The organism is Providencia sp. UF-183 (assembly GCF_058246155.1).
This window is the reverse complement of the sequence record NZ_JBSICD010000005.1, coordinates 49,228-68,848: the sequence shown is the minus strand read 5'-3', so window position 1 is coordinate 68,848 and position 19,621 is coordinate 49,228. Positions and strand designations below refer to the sequence as shown.

The window sequence follows — 19,621 nt, the reverse complement described above, 5'->3', positions numbered from 1 at the left end:
ATGAGCCGTAAGCTTAATATTTCACTCGCACAACTTAACTGGTTAGTCGGTGACATCGAAGGTAACTGCGATCGTATGTTGCAAGTGGTGAGTGAACAAGCCTCACAAACCGATATTGTGATGTTTTCAGAACTGTCTTTGACGGGGTACCCGCCAGAGGATTTAATTTTCCGCGCAGATTTTGAAGACAGATGTGAAGCTCAGCTTGAACGTTTACAAAAGGCGAGTACAGAAACGGCGATTATTGTTGGTCACCCTTGTTATGAAGGGGATGAAATCTTCAATGCACTCTCTTTCTTCTACCAAGGAAAATTGCATGCTCGCTATTTTAAACAAGAACTCCCAAACTACGGCGTTTTTGATGAACCACGTTATTTCAGTGCAGCTGAAAAAACCTGCGTAGTGGAATTTAAAGGCTATCAATTAGGCTTATTGATTTGTGAAGACATTTGGTATGACGAGCCTGTAGATGCAGTTAAAGGCGCTGGCGCTGAGTTATTATTAACAATCAATGCATCGCCTTATGATATTCACAAAGAACATATCCGTAGCGACTTATTGATTGACCATTGCCAACGCACCCACATGCCTATCGTTTACCTTAACCAAGTGGGTGGACAAGACGAATTAGTATTTGATGGTGGTTCGAAAGTCATTGCAAATAAAGGCAAACAAACCTTTAAGCTGCCTGAATTCAAAGAACAAGTTGTCACGGTACAATTTGATGAGTTGGAATTGGTGAGCGAAGGGAGTGTGTTTATTGAAAATGACCCTGTCGCACAGGTATACCAAGCCTTAGTGATGTCGACTCGTGATTATATCAATAAAAATGGCTTCAATGGTGCAATCCTTGGACTATCAGGTGGGATAGATTCGGGTTTAACCGTTGCTATCGCGGTAGATGCTATTGGTAAAGAACGAGTACAAGCGGTGATGATGCCGTTCCGTTATACTGCCGAAATGAGCATTCATGATGCCAAAGAACAGGCTGAGTTATTAGGCGTGGAATTTGATATTGTTTCTATCGAACCGATGTTTGACTCCTTCATGGCGCAGTTAAGCCCAATGTTTGAGGGTACGGCGGTTGATACCACTGAAGAAAACTTACAAGCACGCTGCCGCGCTGTTATCTTAATGGCGATGTCCAATAAACGTCGTCGTTTAGTCTTAACAACCAGTAATAAGAGCGAATCCGCCGTCGGTTATTCAACATTGTATGGTGATATGGCAGGTGGCTTCGATGTATTAAAAGATGTGCCAAAAACACTGGTTTTTGAACTGGCTAAATACCGCAATACGCTTTCACCAGCAATTCCACAGCGTGTGATTGATAGGCCACCGTCAGCGGAATTGGCTCCGGGGCAGTTAGACCAAGATAGCTTACCGCCTTATGAGATATTAGATGCTATCTTAGAAGGTTATGTTGAAAAAGACTTATCCGTTAATGACCTTATCAAGTTAGGTTTTGATAAAGAGGTTGTCCGTAAAGTGGTGCGTTTGGTCGATCTTAATGAATATAAACGCCGACAAGCACCTGTTGGACCGCGTATTACCATGCGGAATTTTGGTAAAGACCGCCGTTATCCGATCACCTCAGGTTTTGGCCGTAAAAACTGGTCATAACAGGAACTATTTATGAAAAAAATTGATGCAATTATAAAGCCATTTAAACTTGATGATGTTCGTGAAGCGCTGGCCGAAGTCGGGATCACCGGTATGACGGTCACAGAAGTGAAAGGGTTTGGCCGTCAAAAAGGGCACACTGAACTGTACCGTGGTGCAGAGTATATGGTGGACTTTTTACCGAAAGTTAAAATTGAAATTGTAGTGCCTGACGATATCGTGGAAAACTGCGTTGAAACTATCATGCAAACAGCGCAAACTGGCAAAATTGGTGATGGTAAAATCTTTGTTTACGATGTAGCCCGCGTGATCCGTATCCGTACGGGAGAACAGGACGAAGAAGCGATTTAGTCTGTTGAATTAAAAGGCGGTAACGGTAAAATACACAGGAATGGGATTAGAACAGTGTATTTTTTATGCGAGCCCGTTACCGCTAAGTTGTGAAAAAACTTCAAACACCCAGCCATTAGAACAGTTTCTGTTGGCTGATACGTTTCAGGAAATGCTCTTCTTACTCGAAGAGCATTTTTTTATCTCTTAATTGAGGGTTAGCACTTTATGAGGGCCAAAGCATTCATAATGAATTGCATCTGCATTAACGCCCATTGAAATTAATTGCTGGCCAATATACTGCATAAAGCCAACTGGGCCACAGAAATAGAACTGCATATTCGGCTGGTCAATCCATTCACGCACTTTCTGTAAATCCATTAACCCTTCATATTGATAACCAAAGCCGAGGCGGTCATTATCCCGAGGCTGATTAAACCAAATTGCGCTATGGCCAGCTTTCTGTCTTGCCATTAATTGTTCAATTTCATGGTTAAATGCTTGAACAGCACCATTTTCCGCCGCATGTAGCCAATTGATGGTTGCTTCATGGCCTTGTTGTGTGAGGTGATTTAACATGCTCAACATTGGCGTTAGGCCAACACCCGCGGAAATCAATGTAACAGGCGTTTGGCTATCAACATCAATAAAGAAATCACCACATGGCGGAGCTAAATAAACACTGTCACCTTCATTGATATGCTGATGTAAGAAATTAGACACAGCGCCTTGGTCTTCGCGTTTTACTGCGATGCGGTAACTTTGACTATTAGGTGCTGTTGTCAGAGAGTATTGGCGGATCTCTTGGTTCTCAAATCCATCATGATTAATATAAATCGTGATGTATTGACCTGGGCGATAGCCTGCGACTGGCTTACCATCAACAGGAACGAACTCAAAGCTGGTGATAACATCGCTTTGTGGTTGTTTTTGTTTTAGTTTAAATTCTCGTAAACCTTCCCAACCGCCACTTTTGTCAGCATTTTCTTGGTAGATTGAGGCTTCACGGCCAATAAAAATATCCGCTAATACACCGTAGGCTTTCCCCCATGCATCAAGTACTTCTTGGCCGGGATTGAGTAGCTCATCAATTGCCGCGAGTAAGTTTTCGCCAACGATTGGGTAATGTTCAGGTTTGATATTTAGACTGACGTGCTTTTGAGCGATTTTTTCAACAGCTGAGATTAAGGCTTCAGGGGTCTCAATATGAACCGCATAGGCGCAAATGGCGTTAAACAATGCTTCACGTTGTGCACCATTAGCTTGGTGGGTCATGTTGAAAATATCTTTTAACTCAGGATGTTGATTAAACATTCTGTCGTAGAAATGTGCAGTAAGTTTAGGCCCAGTAGCGGCGATAGCAGGAATGGTTGATTTAACAATGGCGATTGTTTGGTTGTCTAACATACAGGTGCTCCTGAATTATTTTCATGTTCTCAGTCAGGAAGGGTTCCGGCATTTTTCCTAAGCTATCAAAAAACATAACACTGTGTTTTCATCGAGATAGCTGGGTTTTTTCCCGAAAACCTATACTTTTTTTGAGAGACATAAAGTTTATTTATAAACATGCATTTTAAATACAACTTATAATATTTAAGGGTATCTGTAAAGACGCAAACAGACAAAATAGGGCAAAAATAGACACATAATGAGAAGGGACTCGCAATACCAGAGATTCATACGTCAAAATTTGAAATTTGGGCTATTTTATAATGAGGCGAAGAGTGCTAAATGACGTGAAAAAAATTAATGCAATCGTTTGCGTATATTTTTTCTTTAGGGCTATCTCAAGAACGAAAAAGAGTTTACACTGTGTGCTATTGCGATGAATTGATTGTCAACCTATTGAATTGCTGAGGCAGGAGAAGCGAATGTTAAAGCGTGAAATGAATATTGCAGACTATGATCCAAAATTATGGGAAGCAATGGAGCAAGAAGTACAACGTCAAGAAGAACACATTGAATTAATTGCTTCTGAAAACTATACCAGTCCACGAGTCATGCAGGCTCAAGGTTCTCAGCTAACCAATAAATATGCAGAAGGGTATCCAGGCAAGCGCTATTACGGCGGTTGTGAGTACGTCGATGTGGTTGAGCAATTAGCGATTGACCGCGCAAAAGAATTATTTGGTGCAGACTACGCAAATGTGCAGCCACACTCTGGTTCACAAGCGAATGCGGCAGTTTACATGGCACTGTTACAACCAGGTGATACTGTGCTGGGTATGAACCTTGCGCACGGTGGCCACTTAACGCACGGCTCCCCAGTTAACTTCTCGGGTAAACTGTACAACATCGTCCCTTACGGTATTGATGAAAGCGGTAAGATTGACTACGACGATATCAAAGCGCAAGCTGAAAAACATAAACCAAAAATGATTATCGGTGGTTTCTCTGCGTATTCAGGCGTGGTTGATTGGGCTAAAATGCGTGAAATCGCAGATGCCATTGGCGCTTATTTATTTGTTGATATGGCACACGTTGCGGGTCTGATTGCAGCAGGTGTTTATCCAAACCCAGTTCCACATGCTCACGTTGTGACAACCACAACCCACAAAACGTTAGCAGGTCCACGCGGTGGTTTGATCCTCGCGAAAGGCGGTGACGAAGAGCTGTACAAAAAAATCAACTCAGCGGTATTCCCAGGCTCCCAAGGCGGCCCTTTAATGCACGTGATTGCAGGTAAAGCAGTTGCATTGAAAGAAGCGATGGAACCTGAGTTCAAAGTTTACCAACAACAAGTTGCGAAAAACGCGAAAGCCATGGTCGAAGTTTTCCAAAAACGCGGTTATAAAGTTGTTTCTGGTGGAACTGAGAACCACTTATTCTTAGTTGATTTAGTTGACAAAGATATCACGGGTAAAGATGCTGATGCTGCATTAGGCCATGCAAATATCACCGTAAACAAAAACAGCGTACCAAACGATCCGAAGAGCCCATTTGTGACTTCAGGCGTACGTATCGGTTCTCCAGCAATTACCCGTCGTGGCTTTAAAGAAGCTGAAGCGCGCGAGCTAGCTGGCTGGATGTGTGATATTCTAGACAACCTCAATGACGAAGCGACCATTGAGAGCGTAAAACAAAAAGTATTAGCAATCTGCAAAAAATACCCAGTTTACGCATAATACAACGACTTTTAGTTATCGAAACCCGCTTCTACTGTTAAGTATGAGCGGGTTTTTTGCATTGAAAAAATGGAGGGATGATGGTCATTCCATCAACGCGCTGGCTAGCAATTGATTATTTTACCTACTTTTTTGCATACAGTATTTTCTTGCCGTTTTGGTCGGTTTGGTTACAAGGCGAGGGTATTGATGCAGAAATGATTGGTGTTTTGCTTGGGGTAGGCCTTGCGGCTCGTTTTCTTGGTGCGATGTTTATCACCCCATTAGTTAAAGAACCTTCCAAGCTAATTACCGCGCTACGTCTATTAGCTGCATCGTCCTTAATTTTTTCCATTGGCTTTGCCTTTGGCTCACATTGGGCATGGCTGCTTTTTGTGATGATTGGTTTTAACTTATTTTTTGCTCCAATGGTTCCATTAGGGGATTCCTTGGCAGGAACATGGCAGAAGCAATTTACGTTCGATTACGGCAAAATCCGTGTTTGGGGCTCGATAGCCTTCATTATAGGTTCTTCGTTAATGGGCTACTTGGCCGGTGTCTGGGGCCATAAATCAATTATGGTTGCTTTAATTATCAGTTGCTTAGCCTTATTGCTAGGAGCCATGTTAAGACCTGCAATCATGCCTTCTGGAGCCGCAAAAGCGGACAATGGCAATAAAGTTACATTCAAACAATTGATTGCTGATAAAAATGTAGTCAGATTTTTGATTTGTGTAACTTTATTGCAAGGTGCTCACGCAGCTTACTATGGTTTTGCATCACTGTTCTGGAAAGAAGCAGGCTATTCAGATTTAGTAATTGGTAACTTATGGTCACTGGGCGTTGTCGCAGAAGTGATCGTTTTTATGCTGAGTCACCGTTTATTTAGGCGCTGGAGTGCACGTAACCTACTGTTGTTATCCGCATTCTGTGGAATAATCCGTTGGGGTATGATGGGGGCATTTACCGCATTACCTATGCTGATTATCGTGCAGATTTTACACAGCGGAACGTTTACGGTTTGTCATCTTGCGGCAATGCGTTTTATCAGTGCACGTAAAGAAAATGAAATTATTCCTTTGCAGGGCGTTTATTCAGCGCTGGCTACGGGGGGCGGTTTAGCCGTGTTAACGATTATTGTCGGCTATATTTATGAGCGAGTGCCTGCTCACCACGGCGTAGTCTTTTACTTGATGGCGTTACTTGCTGTACCTGCGTTATTTATTCGCCCTAAAGTCACTGCTCAGTCATAACATTTCTATTGCTGGGCTATAAATGCGATGAAATATCAGTATTTATAGCTTGGCTTGATACGCAATTTGTTGCCCAGTATCATCAATATAAACTACTGTAATATTCTCTCCATTAACCACTTTTTTCCCTGAGGGGATTGTCTGCGTCGAAAATGGTGCGATCATTAAACTTTTAGCAATCGAATCATTGGCGTTATTTGCAGTGTAGATATTGGCAATACTAAGGAAATAAGGTGTTGGGTTATTTACGGTTAATAACCCCTTATTGGTATAAAACTTAGCGCTATCCAGTAATGTATCAGGAAGGGGTAACAGCGATATAGGGCGGTAAAATACTTTGATCCGGGTTTGAATCGCCAGCTGCAGTGTATTCATACCCTGAGTATTTTTAGGTTTTGGCGCAATATCCAACACATTTAAATAATAAACAGACTCTCTGTCCATGGGCAAATTATTGCCCAGAAAACGAATGCGCAGCTGAATGCCGTCATTCGCGGCTATTTTGTTAATAGGGGGCGTGACAATAAAGGGTGCATTGGTTGTTTCGGGTGTTGAATGAATATTTCCCTCATCTATCCAACTTTGGGTCAACGTCGGCTGTTCACTGTAATTAGTCATCTGAATGCTAACCATTTCCCTATCACTGGGAAAAATAACCCGAGTTCCCTGTAAAACAAGACTTGCTGGAGTTTGTAAACTTATCAGCAATAAGATAATTCCCCCTAAGTATTTCATCACTCGCACCTTTTTTAGTTGTAAGACATCACAAGGGTTGCCGTACCAGATACTGCCCCTTGAGTGACAATACTGGGGTTATAAGGATAATAATAAGCCCCTAAATTGACGGAAAAGGACGGTGAAATTGGGTTACCTTTTAGGACAGAAAAAATACTTGTGGCGGTGTTTTGTGTCGTCACACTGTCAGAAAGGAATAAAGGGGTGGCGAGGTTATCCGCTTTGACGAGCCGAAAACCAACACCTTTAGCACCTTGGGAGAGGGTGTTGCTTATCGTGGCTTTATCATTTGACAGTAAGCTACCGCTGGATAGAAACATAGACACATCGCGAGAAGCGGTGCTACCCGCGAGGAAATCTTTGCATGTGAAATTCAGCGTAAAGGGGGTGTAGCCTGCTCGAGTCGCATTTTTGACTGTATTGATACTGATAGGCGGAAGTGAAACGACTAGCCCTTGATTAGTAAAATTACAGGTTGTTAGGATTGGGTCGTAGGTTAGCGTGATTGGTTGGTAAAACATATCCTCAGCATGTGTTGGCCAGTTTAGGGTTAAGAGAAACGTGACCAAGTCTGAGACAAGGCGCAGCAGCCAAGGGATAAGGCCTAATTCTGTTACATCCGTTGCCATCATCACTGGGCTGATTAACACACTGTTACCTGCAACTTCTTTATAATTATTTGCAGGTGGGCTGCTGAGTAATTTAAATTGAATCGTAAAATTTGTGTCTAAATTAGAGGCGGGGTAGGTACCCGGGGGTATATTATTTACACTTGATTGACTAATACCGCTGACCGAGATAGAAACCACTTGTTTCCCACCATTAAAGCCTATCGCGACTGTGGATTGGCGAAATGGGCTATCAATACCCACCGTATTGGACAAAAGTAGCCCAGGTGCTACGCAGGTATATTGCCCCGTGAATCCTGTTCGAGCTGACTTGCTGACCGTGGTTGATGTGCTTGTAAGTTCCGTGGATATGTCAAAGTTGAGTGGTGGCACATTTTTTTCTCCCAAGTTGCTGCAACTGGCAGCAACATCATAGCTTGCGAGTAATAATGCGGGTAAGAGGAGTGCCAATAGCGTCTTTTTCATCATAACGTCCTTTATCGACAAAAGTTACGGTTTCTATCCATCGTATTAACGGGGTCCTTAATCACGCACTCTGATTTTTCCTTAGGGTTGAGCTTGATATACAAGGCTGAAGGCCACTGATCGCTCTTGATATAAATCACCCCAGATTGCCCTACATAACCTATATTTTGTTGTTGTGCATTATTCACTTCAGTCCCAAATGGTAGGGACTCCCCATTAGCCAGTGATGCTCTGAATATGTAAGTTTGGCGGGTGTCTGTTTCGAGTTTGATAAAGTTCACTGCGCCTTGATACGGGCTCACATTACTCATATTGCCGAGGACTTCTGCGCCTGATGTTTTGTCAGTATCAGAAAGGGTATAGGTATTTGTTCGATAAGGTGTGGAATTCGCAACCAACACAACACCTTGCTGGTTGGTGAGGGTGGTTTTATCCGAATTGACCATCATGTTATTGGCCAACGGCGCTTCGATAATGGTGTAGGTTTGGCCTGTTTCCCCTGAAAAAACAATATGCTCGGGAATAGCTACCACCGTTCCCCTTGCGCCTAAACCCGCTTGGCGGTAGTTATTGGCTTCAGTATATGAACCTGACAGGGTACTTGAAGGCAATTGATAACTGGCATTTGCACCCACTAAATTATTTCCACCGCTTTGGTTCGTTGCGGTAACCGTATAATTGACTTGATCATTTTTACCCGCAATGCCGCTAACGCTCAACGCCGTTTGTTGGTAATGTGAATCGGTAAAGTAACTGCCGAGATTAATATTGGCGCGTTTTTCAAACAATGAGAATGGCACGCTGACATTCGCATACACCCGTGTTTCTTCTTTATTATCATAATTACGAATACGGGAAACCGACACGCTGTAGGCCACATCATTGTAGTTATTGGCATAACCAGCTTGGTATTCACGGCTGCTGCCATGGGTATTCCAATAATCGCGATGGGTACCAGAAACAAAAATAGAGCCATAGCCATCCGCGAGTTGTTGATTTAAATTCAAGGTAAAGGTATTTTTTGCGCGAGACCCTCGTAGGGCATCAAAGTTGCTCAATGAGAGGTCGGAAGGAGCATCATTTCCCAGTTGTTGGGAGAGATCATCTTGATAGGATTTCCACGCACGATAGTTATCTTGGGCGTAGATAGCATCCATAAAGCTATAATAACCGCTCGTTGAGTAACGGTAAGACGCCAACGTTAAATTGGTTGAGGTTGAATTAATGTATTTGCTGTAAGTCAGCCGGTAACTTTGTCCACTCTGAGAGCCAGCGTCTAGTTTTGCATTCGCGTGTGTCACATCGGCAGAAATGGCCCCAAAACTAAAGTTCCAACCACTTCCCACAACGCCGGAATAGTATTTCTCACTGAATAACATGCCAGCATAGAGAGTGACGAGGTTATTCAGACCATAGTGTATTTCACCTTGTGTAAAATTAGGCTGGTAGTGCGTGCTTTCAATTTTCGTTTTTCCAGCAAGAAGGTTGTAGGTATAAATGCCTTCTTTAAGCATGTCAGGAACCGCGGAATAAGGGATGGTGAAGGTTTCTTTGCGGCCATCCGCCTCTTGCACCACAACAAATAAATCCCCCCCGCCTGCGCTGGGTTGAAGGTCGTTAAAGGTGAATTCACCCGGTGGGACGTTTTCTTGGTAAACCAAGTTATTATTTTGATACACGCTCACCAATGCGTTGGTCTGAGCAACACCGCGAATGATAGGAACAAAATTTTGGCTCGAATTGGGGTACATGCCCATTTCGGTCGCCAATGCAATACCGCGAATACGCAGGCTGTTAAACAGTGCTGCAGGGGTGTAAAAATCACCGACTTTAACCCCCGATTTTATTTGGCTAATAGGCCGATAGGCATAACGCGTATTATTTTTCCATTTTGACGTACCATGGGAACTATTGCGATAACTTGATTCGTCCCTAAATTGCCATGCCCCTAAATTAACCCCCGAATTGAGTGTTGCATAAAAATTATCACTGCTGGTTTTGGCGTTTTTCTTTTCTTTGTAGCTGTAATAGTTTGTATTATAAGAAAATATAATTGCGGGTTCGCCGTAATTCCATAAACTCGGGTCAACATAGTTGGCTTCGGATTGTTTTAATGCCACCTGGGGCACAGTCATGTCGAGGCGTAATTCATTGATATTAAATTTGTAATGAACATTTGGCACTAAAGAATTAATAGGAATAACGTTTTGCTGTTGAATTTTTTCAATCACACTTGGTGATAAGTTTAAATTTAATTTTTCCACATCGTCAGAAGAAAGGCTGATGAGCTTACCGTCATTATCAACCTCAATTTCAAATTGGCCTTTCCAGTTATTATTTACATAAAGGTCCGCTAACTGTTTACCCGAAGGAATTTTACTGTCTGTATAAAATCGTGAAATATCGCCCTGTGCGGATTTACCGACCAATAGGGATGTCTCAAATTCATCCGCTATCGCGTTTTTGAGACAACTTTGCAGCCCTAATAGAATTAGGAAATAGAGATAGTTTTCTTTTTTCACGATGATATCTTCTTTTAAAGTTTAATTTTGTGAGATTTGAAAACGCCATAATCATCAACATAAATTAAAACAAGGTCACGGTTTTTTAATGCATGTTTTAATGGAAACTCAAGGGAAGACATTGGGGATATCATCCCCGAATCAATCAGTGAGTTTTTTTTATCGTTTATTGTTGTCAGTGCAGCAACCGTAAAGTGATATTGCGAATTGTTTTTTATTAATAGGGTGTTATTGTTTAATTGGTAATTAATTTTATTAATAACTTCATCAGGTGATTCGGTTAATCCTATAGGACGATAAAAAACTTTTATTCGAGACCGTGTGGCTAACTGAATCGTATTTTTACCTTTAGCGGTATCGGGTGTTTTAGGGATATCTAATACATTTAAATAAAACACACTTTCAATACGGCTTGGTAGCGCCTTATCTATTTTTTTAATTTTAAGTTGTTGTCCTTGTAAACCTTCAATTTTAACAATAGGGGGTGACAGATAAAAAGGGGCATCTGAATTTTCGGGAGTCGAGTTTTCATCGCCATTATCAATCCATGACTGAACAAGAGAAACAGTTTGACTATTATTGGTTAATTGCACAGCAATGCTATCTGCATTTTCGGGGTAAATAACGCGAGTTCCTGTGATGATGACATTCGCAAATATCAATTGTGGAAATAATAATAAGATAATTGTCATTAATATATTTTGCATAAACACCCCAAAAAACCAGACCCATTTGAGTCTGGTTTCAATTTGTTTTTATAAATAAGACACTGTATAAATGACGTTAGATTGCAATGCACCAACTTGGGCTGCGGTTGTATTCGTTTTATAATAACTTGCAATAAGGTTTAATGTTGCGCCTGCCGCACCGGTTGTATTTGCTGCGGTAAGGGCGGTATCAAATGTTGCATTTAAAGGAATAGCAACGGTTGGCGACGTGGTTTGTGACAAACTAAAACCCACATTACGTGCAACAGCTGGGTCGTTTTCATTCGCTGTGGTATTCACCAGATATAGGCCAGAAGGCGATATATTACTGGATGAAAAGTGCAGTTTTAATGTACCCGAAGGTGTCCCCCCGCCAACTTGAGCACAATTCGAAAACGTTAATGCAAATGTTTTTTGGTTCTTGGTTATCACGGTATTTGCCGTTGTTCCTGCATCAGTTGCAATAATTGGATCTAAGGCAATAGACATATCAGCACTATTACCACCATTAATGGTACAAGTGGTATCACTGATAGCACCGGAGATTGAAATAATACCCCCAGGACTATTTGTCACCGCGAGTGCTGAACCTGATATAACAGATAAAGAAACTAAAGACAGAGGTAGTATATATCTAGACATAGTTAACCCCATTAAGGTCAAGTAGAATAAAGTTATATAACTTTGAATGGCAGCCTGTTAATAATTAGCTGCCTTATTTCATGCTAGATATGGATTTTATATTTTTCAAATATAAAATGATAAAAAATATTTAATGAGATTACCGTCTTTTATATATTTATGATAATAATGGAAATGTGATTTTTATTTAAATTAGAAGATACAACCAATAGGTGTATTTTGAATATTAAGATATTAATGTGAATGTTTCTGATGTTTTTGTTATTGGCGTGATTATTTTTAATGTCTAAAATTTTTTATATTGATAATGATGGTTTTCAGTTTCAACGTGAAATAGTTTTTTTTTAAAATAAGTTAAATAGATTGATTCTTTAAAAGTAATTAATTAACGGAGTGAAAGTGCAAGTTTTTATGACAAGCCATATTGATTAGAGTTTATCGTTATAAGTTTGAGCTTGTTATAACTAATGTTTTATTAATTTACAGATACTAATAAAGTGTGTGATTTTATTAGGGGTAAGTTAATGGGTATAAAAAAGCCCACATCTGTGGGCTTCTATCAATATTCTGATTAACGTTTTAACGCTTCAGACAATTCATCTTTCATGACAGACAGTATATCGCGAACGACACGTGGGCTACCTGCAACTAAGTTGCCAGAAGCTAAGTAGTTATGACCACCGATAAAATCGGTCATGATCCCGCCTGCTTCACGCATGATGAGTTCGCCGCCTAAGAAATCCCATGGTTTTAAACCGATTTCAAAGTAAGCATCGACGCGACCCGCAGCCACATAGCATAAATCTAATGCCGCAGAACCTGTGCGACGGAAATCGGCGCATTTATCAAACATCGCTGTCATGATGTTCATAAATACAGGGGCGTGTTGTTTTTGTTTGAATGGGAAGCCCGTTGCAACGATAGCGCCATCAAGGTCACGTTTCTCATCGATACGAACACGGTAGCCGTTAAGTTGTGCGCCCTGTCCACGAACTGCGCTGAATAATTCATTGCGCATTGGATCGTAAACCACAGCAACTTCAGTACGGCCTTTAACACGTACAGCGATAGAAACTGAAAAATGAGGGAGACGTTTTGTGAAGTTGGTAGTGCCATCCAGTGGATCGATTACCCATTGAATATCATCATCTTTACCTAATAATTCACCACTTTCTTCAGTGATGATTGTGTGGTCTGGGTAAGATTTACGGATGATTTCAATAATTAACTGCTCAGATTCTTGGTCAACGTTGGTGACGAAATCGTTCGTCCCTTTCTGAGTGACTTTAATATTGCTAGGCATTTCATAGTTTTTAGCTATGTGATTACCGGCCTTACGTGCGGCACGTATGGCGATGTTAAGCATCGGATGCATGGGCTTTTTCCACTGGAATGTTAAAGAACAAAAAACTTGAGAGCCGAAGTATATAGATGTTCGTCACAATAAGCAATTTTGTGTTAAGCTATGCCGATAATTTTTTCATTAAACGTATAAATCATGTTAGATAATATTCGTATCGTTCTTGTTGAAACCTCACACACTGGCAATATGGGCTCCACAGCTCGCGCAATGAAAACCATGGGGCTTTCAAATCTGTATCTTGTTAATCCTCTTGTCGAACCTGATTCACATTCAATCGCGCTCTCTGCTGGGGCGAGTGATGTCATTGGTAACGCAACTATCGTAAAAACCTTAGATGAAGCCCTCGAAGGGTGCAAATTGGTGATTGGAACCAGTGCACGTTCACGGACATTGCCATGGCCAATGGTTGAGCCGCGTGAATGTGGCGTAAAATCTGTCGAGCAATCAAAAGAATCGCCAGTCGCAATCGTATTTGGCCGTGAGCGAGTGGGGCTAACTAATGAAGAGCTGCAAAAATGCCAGTATCATTTGTATATCCCAACTAACCCAGAGTACGGTTCATTGAACCTTGCAATGGCGGTACAATTGGTGAGTTATGAGATCCGTATGGCGTATTTAGCCATGGATGAAAAAAATGCCGTGACCTCAAATGATGATGAGGTAGAATATCCACCCTCTGAAGATGTTGAGCGTTTTTATGTGCACCTTGAGAGCGTATTAAACGAATCGGGCTTTATTCGCAAAGCACATCCAGGCTTAATTATGAATAAGTTACGTCGTTTATTTACCCGTGCACACATCGAGACGCAAGAGCTACACATTCTGCGCGGTATCTTAACGTCGATGGAAAAATGGGCGAAAAAGTGAGGCGAAATCCGTGGTGAAAGTCAGTGAATAATACTTGAGTAAAATAGTCAGGTAAATAGTTGACTAAATTACTCAGGAATGTCACAATTCAGCCATATTTTACCACGGAGTAATATGTTATGAGACTCACTTCCAAAGGACGTTACGCAGTAACTGCGATGCTTGATGTCGCGTTACACTCTCAGTCAGGTCCAGTACCTTTAGCTGATATTTCTGAACGTCAGGGAATTTCCCTCTCTTATCTTGAGCAACTTTTCTCTCGTTTACGTAAAAACGAGCTAGTTTCTAGCGTCCGCGGTCCGGGCGGTGGTTATTTGCTTGGTAGAGACGCTGACCAAATTTTTGTTGCTGAAGTAATCGCTGCGGTTGATGAATCTGTTGATGCAACCCGTTGCCAAGGTAATAAAGAAGGTTGCCAAAACGGCGACCGCTGCTTAACGCATGCATTATGGCGTGATTTAAGCGACCGAATCACCAGTTTCCTCAGCAGCATCAGTCTTGATGAGCTTGTGAAAAATCAAGAAGTGATGGTGGTTGCTGATAGACAAGATAATGAACAGCGCAAAACCATGCCAAACGGTATCACGCCTGAATCCATTATCAATGTACGTGCTTAAAATATTATATTAAAAATTGCAGTCGATACCGAGTAGTGAGTGCCTAGACGAAGAGCTAAGTTCCGCCATCGGTATCTTTAAAAAATTAAAGGCAAGTTAATTTGTCCTTTGGAGTATGTGAGCAATGAAATTACCAATCTATCTTGATTATTCAGCAACAACACCGGTTGACCCGCGTGTAGCTGAAAAAATGATGCAATGCTTAACAATGGATGGGAACTTCGGTAACCCAGCGTCCCGTTCTCACCGTTTTGGCTGGCAAGCCGAAGAGGCGGTTGATATTGCACGCAACCAAATCGCTGAATTAGTGGGTGCTGATCCACGTGAAATCGTCTTTACATCAGGCGCAACCGAGTCTGATAACTTAGCCATTAAAGGCGCAGCGAACTTCTATAAGAAGAAAGGCAACCACATTATTACGTGTAAAACGGAACATAAAGCCGTTTTAGACACTTGCCGTCAATTAGAGCGTGAAGGTTTTGAAGTGACCTATTTGTCACCACAAAGCAATGGTTTAATTGCGATGCAAGACCTGATTGACGCTATCCGCGAAGAGACTATCCTGATTTCTATCATGCACGTAAACAACGAAATCGGTGTGGTTCAGGATATCGAGGCTATCGGTGAATTATGCCGTAGCAAAGGGATTATTTTCCATGTTGATGCAACACAAAGTGTCGGTAAATTACCTATCGACTTAAGCGCATTAAAAGTGGATTTAATGTCATTCTCTGCACATAAACTCTATGGCCCTATGGGGATCGGTGCGTTATACGTTCGCCGTAAACCTCGTATTCGCCTTGAAGCACAGCAACACGGTGGTGGTCATGAGCGCGGAATGCGTTCAGGCACATTGCCTGTGCATCAAATCGTGGGCATGGGTGAAGCTTACCGTATCGCTAAAGAAGAAATGGCGGCGGAATCTGAGCGTCTGCGCGGTCTGCGTTTACGTTTATGGAATGGCATTAAAGATATCGAAGAAGTTTACCTCAATGGTGATTTAGAACACGGTGCGCCGCACATTCTGAACGTCAGCTTCAACTATGTTGAAGGTGAATCACTGATGATGTCATTAAAAGATTTGGCTGTATCTTCAGGTTCTGCATGTACTTCTGCAAGCCTAGAACCTTCTTATGTACTGCGCGCTTTAGGGATGAATGATGAGCTAGCACACAGCTCAATCCGTTTCTCTTTAGGTCGTTTCACGACAGAAGAAGAAATTGACTATGCAATCAAAATGATTCATGGCGCAATTGGCCACTTACGCGAGCTGTCTCCTTTATGGGATATGTTTAAAGACGGCGTAGATCTTAACAGCATCGAATGGTCTCACCATTAATCAGACGGTTTCAGGAGTTTAAAAATGGCTTACAGTGAAAAAGTTATCGATCATTATGAAAATCCACGCAACGTTGGCTCGTTCGACAACAGCGACCCAAGTGTTGGTAGTGGTATGGTAGGTGCACCTGCTTGTGGTGACGTCATGAAACTGCAAATCAAAGTTAGCGATGATGGCATTATTGAAGATGCACGCTTTAAAACTTACGGTTGTGGCTCAGCGATTGCATCAAGTTCACTGGTTACTGAGTGGATGAAAGGCAAAAGCTTAGACGAAGCGGAGTCAATCAAAAATACAGCAATTGCAGAAGAGTTAGAATTGCCGCCAGTGAAAATTCACTGCTCAATCTTGGCTGAAGATGCAATTAAAGCTGCTATTGCAGATTACAAAAGCAAACGCCAAAGCAAATAAGGTTTAAATCAGTTTATAGGGCAATCCATATTAATAAATAACAAAAAGTTATCGCCCTATATCTGGTCAAAATATCGGCCATCCAAGATGTTGAATATCGCTAAGTAAGTGATTACTTATCAACAGGGTGAAAGGTATAAAAATAATTTGAAGGCGGATGCGGCAATTGTGTAGCATCTGCCTTGTTTGTTTCTAAAGTGAGGTTTGCAATGTCTATTTCTCTTACAGAAAGTGCAGCGCTGCGTATTCAATCTTTCCTGCAAAATCGCGGTAAAGGTGAAGGCTTGCGTTTAGGTGTAAGAACTTCAGGTTGTTCAGGAATGGCATATGTTCTTGAGTTCGCTGATATAATCAATGAAGAAGACACAGTTTTCGAAGATAAAGGTGTAAAAGTCATTGTTGATGGCAAAAGCATCGTTTATCTGGATGGTACCGAGCTGGATTTCGTCAAAGAAGGCTTAAACGAAGGGTTTAAATTCAATAACCCTAACGTCAATAGCGAATGCGGATGCGGTGAAAGTTTTCACGTATAATGCCTTCATAAACGCATGATTTTCGACCAATGTAGTGGATGCTGTTAAACAAGGTGTTTGTTGCATTGGTAACCGGTTCGAGACACTAAGCACTTATGGATTACTTTACTCTCTTTGGGTTAACCCAAAATTACGCAATTGATAGCGAACAACTTACACAGCGCTTTCAAGATTTACAGCGTCAATATCACCCTGATCGTTTTGCTGCTTCTTCTGAGCAGGAAAAAATGCAAGCCCTTCAAAAAGCTGCCACGATTAACGCGGCTTACCAGTCTTTACGCCATCCGCTAAAACGGGCGGAATATCTGCTTTCATTGCATGGTTTCGATATTAATAATGAACAACATACTATGCATGATACGGCATTTTTGATGGAGCAACTTGAGCTGCGTGAAGAGCTCGACAATATTGAAAATAGTGCCAATGCGCTTGATTTATTGACAGTATTTATGAAAAACGTCAAAAAAATGCTGCAAGATAGAAGCCTATTAATGGTCAACGAATTGGATGCGATGCAGTGGGATAAAGCCGCTGATACTGTACGCAAACTGCGTTTTCTCGATAAGTTGCAGCAACAAGCTGAGCAGCTCGAAGAACGGTTACTGGACGAATTTTAAGAGAAAACGATTATGGCCTTATTACAAATCAGTGAACCGGGTATGACCGCTGCGCCGCATCAACGTAAATTGGCGGCAGGTATCGACTTAGGAACTACACACTCTTTGATTGCCACGGTACGCAGTGGTGAAGCTGCCGCGCTACCCGATAGCCTAGGGCGTGTTTTGCTGCCATCTATCGTCAATTACCAAACTGATGCAAAGCGCGTTGGTTGGGAGGCAAAGCAGCTCGCAGAACAAGACCCTGTGAATACCATTATTTCCGTAAAAAGAATGATGGGGCGTTCATTGGCAGACATTCAAAAACGCTACCCTGATTTGCCCTATCAACTGAGCGCCAGTGAAAACGGATTACCGTTCATCCATACAGCAGCAGGGCAAGTTGACCCTATTCAAGTGTCATCAGATATCTTAAAAACACTGGCACAGCGCGCTGAAAACACCCTTGGTGGTGAAATGGATGGTGTGGTGATCACGGTGCCAGCCTATTTTGATGATGCGCAGCGTCAAGGTACTAAAGATGCCGCACGCCTTGCAGGTTTACATGTGTTGCGTCTGCTCAATGAGCCGACGGCTGCTGCAATTGCTTATGGTTTAGACTCAGGCCAAGAAGGGGTTATTGCCGTTTATGACCTCGGTGGTGGCACATTTGACGTATCAATCTTACGTTTAAGCCGTGGTGTGTTTGAAGTGTTAGCTACGGGGGGTGATACCGCGCTCGGTGGTGATGATTTTGACCAAGTGCTTGCGCAGTGGATTGCCGACCAAGCCGGTGTTTCACTGCAAGGTGACCACCATTTAAATCGCCAATTATTGAATATTGCCACTGACGTAAAAATTGCGCTGAGTGATGCAGATATCGCAACTATTCAGCTTGCCAATTGGCAGGGTGAAATTCACCGTGAACAATTTGAAGCGCTGATTGAAACGCATATCAAACGTACGTTAATGGCGTGCCGCCGTGCATTAAAAGATGCGGGCGTAGAGGCGGATGACGTGCTAAATGTCGTGATGGTTGGCGGTTCAACTCGTGTACCACTTGTACGTCAAAAAGTGGGGGAGTTTTTTGGCAAAACACCACTAACTTCTATCGACCCTGATAAAGTTGTCGCTATTGGTGCGGCTATCCAAGCCGACATTTTAGTGGGTAATAAGCCTGATAGCGATATGTTGTTGCTGGATGTGATCCCGCTTTCCCTTGGTCTAGAAACCATGGGGGGCTTAGTGGAAAAAGTCATTCCACGTAATACCACTATCCCTGTTGCTCGCGCACAAGAATTCACCACATTCAAAGATGGCCAAACTGCCATGAGTGTTCATGTGGTGCAAGGTGAGCGTGAAATGGTGGCAGATTGCCGCTCTTTAGCGCGTTTTACATTGCGTGATATTCCTGCAATGGCCGCAGGTGGCGCACATATCCGTGTCACATTCCAAGTGGACGCCGATGGTTTGCTCAGCGTGAGCGCTATGGAAAAATCCACAGGAGTAGAAGCCTCAATTCAAGTTAAGCCATCCTATGGTTTAACGGACAATGAAATTTCAAACATGATTAAAGATTCAATGACTAACGCGCAAGATGATTTAACTGCGCGCCGCCTTGCGGAGCAAAAAGTTGAAGCGGCAAGAGTGCTTGAAAGTTTAACGAGCGCATTAGAGCAAGATGCAAATTTACTGACACCAACCGAAGAGTCAGAAATTGATAATGCGGTCAATGAGTTAATTAAAGCGGTTGAGGGCACAGACCCCGTCGCAATTGAAAATGCCATTAAACAACTGGATAAGCAATCGCAGGATTTTGCTGCGCGTCGAATGGATGCTTCTATTCGCCAAGCGTTGTCAGGCCATTCTGTGGATGAGATATAAT

The 19,621-nt window shown here is 42.2% G+C and carries 18 protein-coding genes; 11 read left to right on the top strand and 7 right to left on the bottom strand.

Annotated elements, in window-relative coordinates; all coding sequences use genetic code 11:
- Positions 1-1,623, top strand: a complete 1,623-nt coding sequence (locus AC4IFT_RS05965; RefSeq protein ID WP_490732158.1) for an NAD+ synthase — start codon at positions 1-3, stop codon at positions 1,621-1,623.
- Positions 1,624-1,635: 12 nt separating this feature from the next.
- Positions 1,636-1,974 carry a nitrogen regulatory protein P-II gene (gene glnB / locus AC4IFT_RS05960; protein WP_004912721.1) on the top strand — a complete coding sequence of 113 codons (339 nt, stop codon included), beginning with the start codon at positions 1,636-1,638 and terminating at the stop codon, positions 1,972-1,974.
- Positions 1,975-2,160: 186 nt separating this feature from the next.
- Here glnB and hmpA read toward each other — a convergent pair whose 3' ends face one another.
- Complete coding sequence (gene hmpA, locus AC4IFT_RS05955) at positions 2,161-3,360, bottom strand: NO-inducible flavohemoprotein (protein ID WP_490750833.1); 1,200 nt, start codon at positions 3,358-3,360, stop codon at positions 2,161-2,163.
- Positions 3,361-3,824: 464 nt separating this feature from the next.
- Here hmpA and glyA point away from each other — a divergent pair, with 464 nt between their 5' ends.
- The gene (glyA, locus tag AC4IFT_RS05950) at positions 3,825-5,078 is read left to right on the top strand and encodes a serine hydroxymethyltransferase (protein WP_490750832.1); all 1,254 of its coding nucleotides are present in this window, start codon (positions 3,825-3,827) and stop codon (positions 5,076-5,078) included.
- A gap of 80 nt (positions 5,079-5,158) precedes the next feature.
- Positions 5,159-6,310 (top strand): 3-phenylpropionate MFS transporter, encoded by a 1,152-nt coding sequence (locus AC4IFT_RS05945; protein ID WP_490732152.1) that lies wholly within the window; start codon positions 5,159-5,161, stop codon positions 6,308-6,310.
- Positions 6,311-6,352: 42 nt separating this feature from the next.
- Here AC4IFT_RS05945 and AC4IFT_RS05940 read toward each other — a convergent pair whose 3' ends face one another.
- The 6 genes from AC4IFT_RS05940 to suhB all read right to left on the bottom strand — a co-directional run bounded on the left by AC4IFT_RS05940 (position 6,353) and on the right by suhB (position 13,385).
- Positions 6,353-7,045, bottom strand: coding sequence for a fimbrial biogenesis chaperone (locus AC4IFT_RS05940; RefSeq protein WP_490750831.1), 693 nt, complete (start codon positions 7,043-7,045; stop codon positions 6,353-6,355).
- A 14-nt stretch (positions 7,046-7,059) separates the two neighbouring features.
- Entirely contained in the window at positions 7,060-8,139 is a 1,080-nt protein-coding gene (locus AC4IFT_RS05935; protein WP_490750830.1) for a fimbrial protein, read from the bottom strand.
- Positions 8,140-8,150: 11 nt separating this feature from the next.
- Positions 8,151-10,661, bottom strand: coding sequence for a fimbria/pilus outer membrane usher protein (locus AC4IFT_RS05930; protein WP_490750829.1), 2,511 nt, complete (start codon positions 10,659-10,661; stop codon positions 8,151-8,153).
- 14 nt (positions 10,662-10,675) lie between these two features.
- Complete coding sequence (locus tag AC4IFT_RS05925) at positions 10,676-11,368, bottom strand: fimbrial biogenesis chaperone (RefSeq protein WP_490732144.1); 693 nt, start codon at positions 11,366-11,368, stop codon at positions 10,676-10,678.
- A 48-nt stretch (positions 11,369-11,416) separates the two neighbouring features.
- Complete coding sequence (locus AC4IFT_RS05920; protein WP_490732142.1) at positions 11,417-12,010, bottom strand: fimbrial protein; 594 nt, start codon at positions 12,008-12,010, stop codon at positions 11,417-11,419.
- 571 nt (positions 12,011-12,581) lie between these two features.
- Complete coding sequence (suhB, locus tag AC4IFT_RS05915) at positions 12,582-13,385, bottom strand: inositol-1-monophosphatase (protein ID WP_219247008.1); 804 nt, start codon at positions 13,383-13,385, stop codon at positions 12,582-12,584.
- A 123-nt stretch (positions 13,386-13,508) separates the two neighbouring features.
- Here suhB and trmJ point away from each other — a divergent pair, with 123 nt between their 5' ends.
- The 7 genes from trmJ to hscA all read left to right on the top strand — a co-directional run bounded on the left by trmJ (position 13,509) and on the right by hscA (position 19,620).
- Positions 13,509-14,240 (top strand): tRNA (cytosine(32)/uridine(32)-2'-O)-methyltransferase TrmJ, encoded by a 732-nt coding sequence (gene trmJ / locus AC4IFT_RS05910; RefSeq protein WP_490732139.1) that lies wholly within the window; start codon positions 13,509-13,511, stop codon positions 14,238-14,240.
- 119 nt (positions 14,241-14,359) lie between these two features.
- Entirely contained in the window at positions 14,360-14,857 is a 498-nt protein-coding gene (gene iscR, locus AC4IFT_RS05905; protein ID WP_004264917.1) for a Fe-S cluster assembly transcriptional regulator IscR, read from the top strand.
- A 124-nt stretch (positions 14,858-14,981) separates the two neighbouring features.
- Positions 14,982-16,196, top strand: a complete 1,215-nt coding sequence (locus tag AC4IFT_RS05900) for an IscS subfamily cysteine desulfurase (RefSeq protein WP_219247012.1) — start codon at positions 14,982-14,984, stop codon at positions 16,194-16,196.
- Positions 16,197-16,220: 24 nt separating this feature from the next.
- On the top strand, positions 16,221-16,607 hold the full coding sequence (gene iscU / locus AC4IFT_RS05895) for a Fe-S cluster assembly scaffold IscU (RefSeq protein WP_206082463.1): 387 nt from the start codon (positions 16,221-16,223) through the stop codon (positions 16,605-16,607).
- 209 nt (positions 16,608-16,816) lie between these two features.
- Positions 16,817-17,140, top strand: a complete 324-nt coding sequence (iscA, locus tag AC4IFT_RS05890; RefSeq protein ID WP_047756461.1) for an iron-sulfur cluster assembly protein IscA — start codon at positions 16,817-16,819, stop codon at positions 17,138-17,140.
- 95 nt (positions 17,141-17,235) lie between these two features.
- On the top strand, positions 17,236-17,757 hold the full coding sequence (gene hscB / locus AC4IFT_RS05885; RefSeq protein WP_490750828.1) for a co-chaperone HscB: 522 nt from the start codon (positions 17,236-17,238) through the stop codon (positions 17,755-17,757).
- Positions 17,758-17,769: 12 nt separating this feature from the next.
- Positions 17,770-19,620, top strand: coding sequence for a Fe-S protein assembly chaperone HscA (gene hscA, locus AC4IFT_RS05880; protein ID WP_490750827.1), 1,851 nt, complete (start codon positions 17,770-17,772; stop codon positions 19,618-19,620).
- Position 19,621 lies beyond the last annotated feature (1 nt).

Coding starts and splice junctions, on each gene's coding strand:
- AC4IFT_RS05965 (WP_490732158.1), top strand. CDS start 1: ATGAGCCGTAAGCTTAATATTTCACTCGCACAACTTAACTGGTTAGTC.
- glnB (WP_004912721.1), top strand. CDS start 1,636: ATGAAAAAAATTGATGCAATTATAAAGCCATTTAAACTTGATGATGTT.
- hmpA (WP_490750833.1), bottom strand. CDS start 3,360: ATGTTAGACAACCAAACAATCGCCATTGTTAAATCAACCATTCCTGCT.
- glyA (WP_490750832.1), top strand. CDS start 3,825: ATGTTAAAGCGTGAAATGAATATTGCAGACTATGATCCAAAATTATGG.
- AC4IFT_RS05945 (WP_490732152.1), top strand. CDS start 5,159: ATGGTCATTCCATCAACGCGCTGGCTAGCAATTGATTATTTTACCTAC.
- AC4IFT_RS05940 (WP_490750831.1), bottom strand. CDS start 7,045: ATGAAATACTTAGGGGGAATTATCTTATTGCTGATAAGTTTACAAACT.
- AC4IFT_RS05935 (WP_490750830.1), bottom strand. CDS start 8,139: ATGAAAAAGACGCTATTGGCACTCCTCTTACCCGCATTATTACTCGCA.
- AC4IFT_RS05925 (WP_490732144.1), bottom strand. CDS start 11,368: ATGCAAAATATATTAATGACAATTATCTTATTATTATTTCCACAATTG.
- AC4IFT_RS05920 (WP_490732142.1), bottom strand. CDS start 12,010: ATGTCTAGATATATACTACCTCTGTCTTTAGTTTCTTTATCTGTTATA.
- suhB (WP_219247008.1), bottom strand. CDS start 13,385: ATGCATCCGATGCTTAACATCGCCATACGTGCCGCACGTAAGGCCGGT.
- trmJ (WP_490732139.1), top strand. CDS start 13,509: ATGTTAGATAATATTCGTATCGTTCTTGTTGAAACCTCACACACTGGC.
- iscR (WP_004264917.1), top strand. CDS start 14,360: ATGAGACTCACTTCCAAAGGACGTTACGCAGTAACTGCGATGCTTGAT.
- AC4IFT_RS05900 (WP_219247012.1), top strand. CDS start 14,982: ATGAAATTACCAATCTATCTTGATTATTCAGCAACAACACCGGTTGAC.
- iscU (WP_206082463.1), top strand. CDS start 16,221: ATGGCTTACAGTGAAAAAGTTATCGATCATTATGAAAATCCACGCAAC.
- iscA (WP_047756461.1), top strand. CDS start 16,817: ATGTCTATTTCTCTTACAGAAAGTGCAGCGCTGCGTATTCAATCTTTC.
- hscB (WP_490750828.1), top strand. CDS start 17,236: ATGGATTACTTTACTCTCTTTGGGTTAACCCAAAATTACGCAATTGAT.
- hscA (WP_490750827.1), top strand. CDS start 17,770: ATGGCCTTATTACAAATCAGTGAACCGGGTATGACCGCTGCGCCGCAT.